The 5,237-nt window shown below is 26.7% G+C and carries 4 protein-coding genes and 1 pseudogene; 2 read left to right on the top strand and 3 right to left on the bottom strand.

Features of this window, described 5'->3' with window-relative positions:
* Window positions 1-197: 197 nt before the first annotated feature.
* Both Q0Y03_RS15020 and Q0Y03_RS15015 read right to left on the bottom strand, forming a co-directional pair.
* Complete coding sequence (locus Q0Y03_RS15020) at window positions 198-1,898, bottom strand: peptide ABC transporter substrate-binding protein (protein ID WP_297714606.1); 1,701 nt, start codon at window positions 1,896-1,898, stop codon at window positions 198-200.
* Window positions 1,899-2,302: 404 nt separating this feature from the next.
* Entirely contained in the window at window positions 2,303-2,539 is a 237-nt protein-coding gene (locus Q0Y03_RS15015) for a hypothetical protein (protein WP_297714605.1), read from the bottom strand.
* A 174-nt stretch (window positions 2,540-2,713) separates the two neighbouring features.
* Between Q0Y03_RS15015 and Q0Y03_RS15010 the strand changes: the two genes are divergently transcribed.
* Window positions 2,714-3,301: a zinc dependent phospholipase C family protein gene (locus Q0Y03_RS15010; RefSeq protein WP_297714604.1), complete on the top strand. Its 588-nt coding sequence runs from the start codon at window positions 2,714-2,716 to the stop codon at window positions 3,299-3,301.
* Window positions 3,302-3,441: 140 nt separating this feature from the next.
* Here Q0Y03_RS15010 and Q0Y03_RS15005 read toward each other — a convergent pair.
* Window positions 3,442-4,383 (bottom strand): annotated as a pseudogene (locus tag Q0Y03_RS15005) (radical SAM protein); the annotation flags it as partial.
* Between the two features lie 307 nt (window positions 4,384-4,690).
* On the opposite strand from Q0Y03_RS15005, the gene Q0Y03_RS15000 reads away from it, so the two are divergent.
* The gene (locus Q0Y03_RS15000) at window positions 4,691-5,062 is read left to right on the top strand and encodes a hypothetical protein (RefSeq protein ID WP_297714603.1); all 372 of its coding nucleotides are present in this window, start codon (window positions 4,691-4,693) and stop codon (window positions 5,060-5,062) included.
* Window positions 5,063-5,237: the final 175 nt, after the last annotated feature.

The raw sequence follows: 5,237 nt of genomic DNA, 5'->3' as shown, positions 1-5,237 counted from the left end.
TTGCTCCTTAATATATTCTCTTAATAATTCTTTCGACATATTTGACATATAAAAAACTCCTTCTTGTAATAATTTCTTATCTCAATTATTGCCAAGAAGGAGTTGATTTTATTCAGTTTACACAAAGTTTTTTACAGGGCCCCGCCGTGTACCAGACCGGTACGCACGGTGGTGTGAGAGGTCGGTAGATAAAATAATTATCTACCTCCTACTCGATTTTCTACTTTATAAGCATTTTTAAAATAAACTTTGCCTAAAGCTGTTACTAATATACCTTCAACATCATTATTCCATGCCATTACTGTTGTATAGAAATATACAGGCATAATAGGCGCTTCGTCCATTAATATATCCTCAGCTTTTCTTAATAATTCTTCTCTTTTTTCAAGCTCAGTTTCAATCTTTGCTTCTGCTATTAAAGCATCATACTCTGAGTTGCTAAATCCAGAATCATTATTACCACCATCAGTTACCCACATATCTAAAAATGTCATAGGATCACTGTAGTCACCAATCCAACCATGTCTTGCAATTTGATATTCACCATTTTGCCTTGTGCTTAAAAATACTGCCCATTCTTGATTTGTTAATTCAACATTTATACCAACTTCAGCTAAATTTTGTTGTACAATTTGACAAGCATCTTTATGTTGCCCTTCTGAGTTATACATTAATTCAAATGTTGGAAGTCCTTCTCCATTTTCATATCCTGCTTCTTTTAATAATTTCTTTGCTTTTTCAATATTACTTTCCATATCTTGTGGGTCATAATATTCTTTATCAGAAAACTCACCACCATCTGTTGATGGAATTCCTAATGGTACAAAACTATAAGCAGCAACTTGATCAGCTTTACCAACATTATCTATTATTTCTTGCCTATCAATTGCTAAAGACATAGCTTGTCTTACTAATTTATTGCTTAACGCTTTTTTAACATCATCATTTAAGTTATCTTGCTTACCAACATTAATTGCAAAGAAATACGTGCCAAGCTTTGGAATTATTTGAACTAAGCCTTCTTCTTTGCCGGGTTCAATTTCATTTGAAGGAACAGAATTTACAACATCAAAGTTACCAGCTTTTAATTCAGAGTAAGCAGTTGTCTCATCTGTTACTAACTTAAATGTTAATTTCTCTAACTTTACATTATTTGCATCCCAATAATTTTCATTCTTTTCAAATACTAATTGATCTTTCATATCCCATTGTACTAATTTAAATGGACCATTTCCAATATATGTTTCAGGACTAGTAGCCCAAGTATCTGGATTAGCAGAAACAATATCTTCTCTTAGTGGTGAGTAAGTTTGATGAGCTAATAATTGAGTGAAGTATGCAGTTGGTGCTTCTAAAGTAACCTCTAAAGTATAATCATCTAATACTTTAAGACCAACTTCATCTGCTGAAACTTCACCATTATAATATTTTTCAGCATTTTTAATATAGAAGAATTGATAACAATATTCAGCTGCAGTATTTTTATCCATTCCTCTCATCCAAGCATAATAGAAATTATTAGCTGTAACTGGTTCCCCATCTGACCATTTACCATTTTCTCTTAGCTTAAATGTATAAACTAAACCATCATCAGAAACTTCATAACTTTCAGCCGCAGCAGGTTCAGCTTCATTTTTATCATTTAGTACCATTAAACCTTCGAAAGCATTAACAATAACATTTGAACCATCTATAGCTGTGTTAAGTAATGGATCAATGGTTTGTGGATCAGCACCTAGATTATAAATAATCTCTTGCTTTAATCCTGTAGAAGTATTATTAGCTTTACTTTCCTCATTAGATGCATTATTGGAATTTCCACACCCAATGAATAAAGATGTGCTAATGATTGCAGCCATTAATACTGCGCATAGTTTTTTTAGTTTTGATTTTTTCATTAAATTTGCCCCCTTAAGAATAAAAATATTTATTACAATTTGGATTAATAATTCTTAAATTTCTATAAACTAATTTTATTTAATATAAATAATATAGTTATTTTTATTCCCCAATAGTACTTTATAATTTGTTAAGTACCTTAATATAAATTATTAATCCTATTGCAACATATTTTCATGTATTAACCATATAAGGTTATTATTTCTTTACATTATAATATTGAATATATAAAAAGGAAAGCGTTTTTTAAAAAAAATTAATTTTTTTGCAGTTTATTAATATTTTAATAAGTTTTTGTTATTAAAATGATTAAAATGTCAAATGTTTTAAAACTATTTATAAAAAAATAGATAATCAACTATTATATATTCATAGCGATTATCTATAATATAAATACAATTCATCATTGTTTTTTTACTTTATCCATTTTATTTAAAGCTGTTACCACTAATGCAGAAATTATTACTAACCATATCATGAAATTAGTTGCACCTAAAAAATCATTTCTCTTATTCATATAACTAATAAATGTTGTTATTTCTTTATTAGTAAATAATAATTCTGTTTTAAATATAATATAATATGCAACTAAAATAAAAATACTACATATTAGTGGTTTAATAAGCAATACTCTTTTCATATTTCCTCCATATGTAATTATTCTATAATAATGTATGTACACAGTATTAGATATATGTTTAGATAAATAAAAAACATTTTAAAATAGTAGTTTGTTTTAAATTATATTAATTTTTAACAAATATTTTTTAAATTTTATTCATATAAATCAATAAAAGCTTTTGGAGGAGTTTTTATGCCAAATATCTCTACTCATATTAATTTTCTAAAAATTCTAAAAAATAAATGTTTTAATGAACTTGATATTAATTTTTTAACATTAGGTAGTATTGCTCCTAACTATTATGTTATTTTTAATGATGCAAATAAAAGTTGCTTATCTCATTTTAAAGAAGATTCAAGTAAAAAATGTAATTTAACTAAATTTAAATTACATTTAGCTAATAAAAAGTTAAACTATTTAGAGAAATCATTTGCCATGGGATATTATACTCACCTTTGGCTTGATAATTATTTTGATGAAAATATTGAAACTTATGGATCTCATGTAATTATAAATGAAAATATCAAAAATTATGATATGAAATTAATAATTGATTTTATATCTAAAATAAATATACTAGATTCATCCTTTACAGATTTTCTACCAATAAAATTAAATAAATCAATAAATATTTTTAATGATTTTAAGTATAAATGTTTAAATAAAAATTTTAATACAGCTTACCCTATAATTATTACTGAAAATGACTATATTAAATTTATTAATGGATGCTCAGATGTATTTTTAAAGGAATTTAACAGTGAGACTATAATTAAATAAAATTAGTGTAGTTACTATAAAACAAATAATAAGATTGCCACAATATACTTGGACAACCTTATTATTTATTTCAACTATTTTTTATGTAATTGGTTTATTTAACGACAATTATCATTTGGTATACTATTCATATTGACCTCCTAAATATAAATGTCTCTTTGGCCTTCTTTTAATTTAATTACTCCATCATTAATAAATTTTCTTATAGAATCATTATTAATTTTTTCAGCTTCTTCCATCACTAATTTTTCTGCCTTTTTACATGTACTTTCATCACCATAATCTAATGCATATTCCATTAAAGTCATTAATGCATTTGGTTCACACATTTTTTGAATCTCTCCAGTTTTTGCAAGTCCCATAAAGGTTTCACCTGTTCTTCCCTTTCTATAACAAGCAGTACAATAGCTTGGTATATAACCTTCATCTAATAACCAGTTTAAGACTTCTATTGGTGTTCTTTCATCTGATGTCTTAAATTGCTCTACACTTTTCCCTTCTTCTCTTTGTTTATATCCTCCTACACCTGTTGAAGAACCAGAACTTACTTGAGTTACTCCAAATTTAAGAAATAATACTCCTCCACCAACATCTTCAATTCCGGCTTCCATTGCTCTATCAAAAGCATTTAAATGATATTCATAACTAGATTTTAATGAGTTAGGATGCATTAAATCATAAGTTGGTTTATGATATGTTTCTTGGAATAAAATGTAGGTACCTATATTTGCATCTTTAAGCTTTTTATAATTTTCAACTGTAGTTGCTACAATATTTACATTAACTCTTCTTATATTTCCATTTTCATTTTGAGTTTTATAAATTGTGTCTAAGCTTTCTAAAACATAATCTATTGGCGCATTTACTGGATCTTCGCCAAGTTCTAAGGCTAGTCTTTTATGTCCCATCTTTTCTAATATTTTAACTTCTTCTTTTATTTCATCTTGAGTTAACTTTCTTCTATTAAAACTATTACACTTTTTATAGCCGCAATAAACACAATTATTAACACAGTAATCACTTATATATAATGGAGCAAATAAAACTACCCTTTTCCCATAAATAGATTTTTTTATATCTCCATTATTTCTAGTATAAATAAAAAAGCTAGCTTTCTTAAGATTAAAAGAAAGCTAGCTAAATAATATATATAAACGAAAAGAGGCATTTATATATATATTTTAACTTAATTAGTAATAACTCTCTTTTAGATCAGAGTTAACTTTTCTATCAGATTCTATCGTTTTTACATATTATAAAATTTTTGTAAATATATTCATGTATAAATCATATACCTATTCAAAATACTTGTCAACAAAATAGTTAAAATATTTACTAATTATATGAAATATTGTATAATTTTTATAAAAAATAAGGGGGTATATTTCTATGAATAAAACATTATTAAAATCTTTAGAAAAGTGCATATTATGGGGAGTAATTTGGGCTATTATTCTTTTTATTATTGCTAATATATTAGTGAATTTAAAGGGATTTTTACTAAAAGATGTACTTTTTATTGAAGGAATTATATTTATAATGTTAGGTTTATTTGCGTGTATTGGAGGAAATCCAATGGGATTATCATTGCAATCAATGGGGCAAAATAATGCTCAGTATACTTCTAATGCTAATTTAGAAGTTTCAAAAATGGAAATTACTAATAAATCTAATTTTAAAAATACTATAAGTGTTAGTATTAATACAGTATCATTAATACTGGCTGGTATAGTTTGCATCGTAATTAATTATATAATATAAAAAATAGAGTTGAAAATTTCAACTCTATTTTTTATTAATGTGTGCCCAGCATGGGCAACAACTTGACGGTGAAAGTCCGTTGTGGGCTTGGTAGTGGGAACCACTAGCCAAGGACAAGGGTGTCCATCGTGAGGTGGAATCTGAAGGAAGTCGGAGGCAAAGTCTCGGTCTGAGG

The sequence above is a fragment of the Clostridium sp. genome (genome assembly GCF_026168755.1).
Taxonomy (GTDB): Bacteria; Bacillota; Clostridia; order Clostridiales; family Clostridiaceae; genus Clostridium.
Note: the sequence above shows the minus strand (reverse complement) of the source record. Positions and strands in the feature narration are given on the sequence as shown.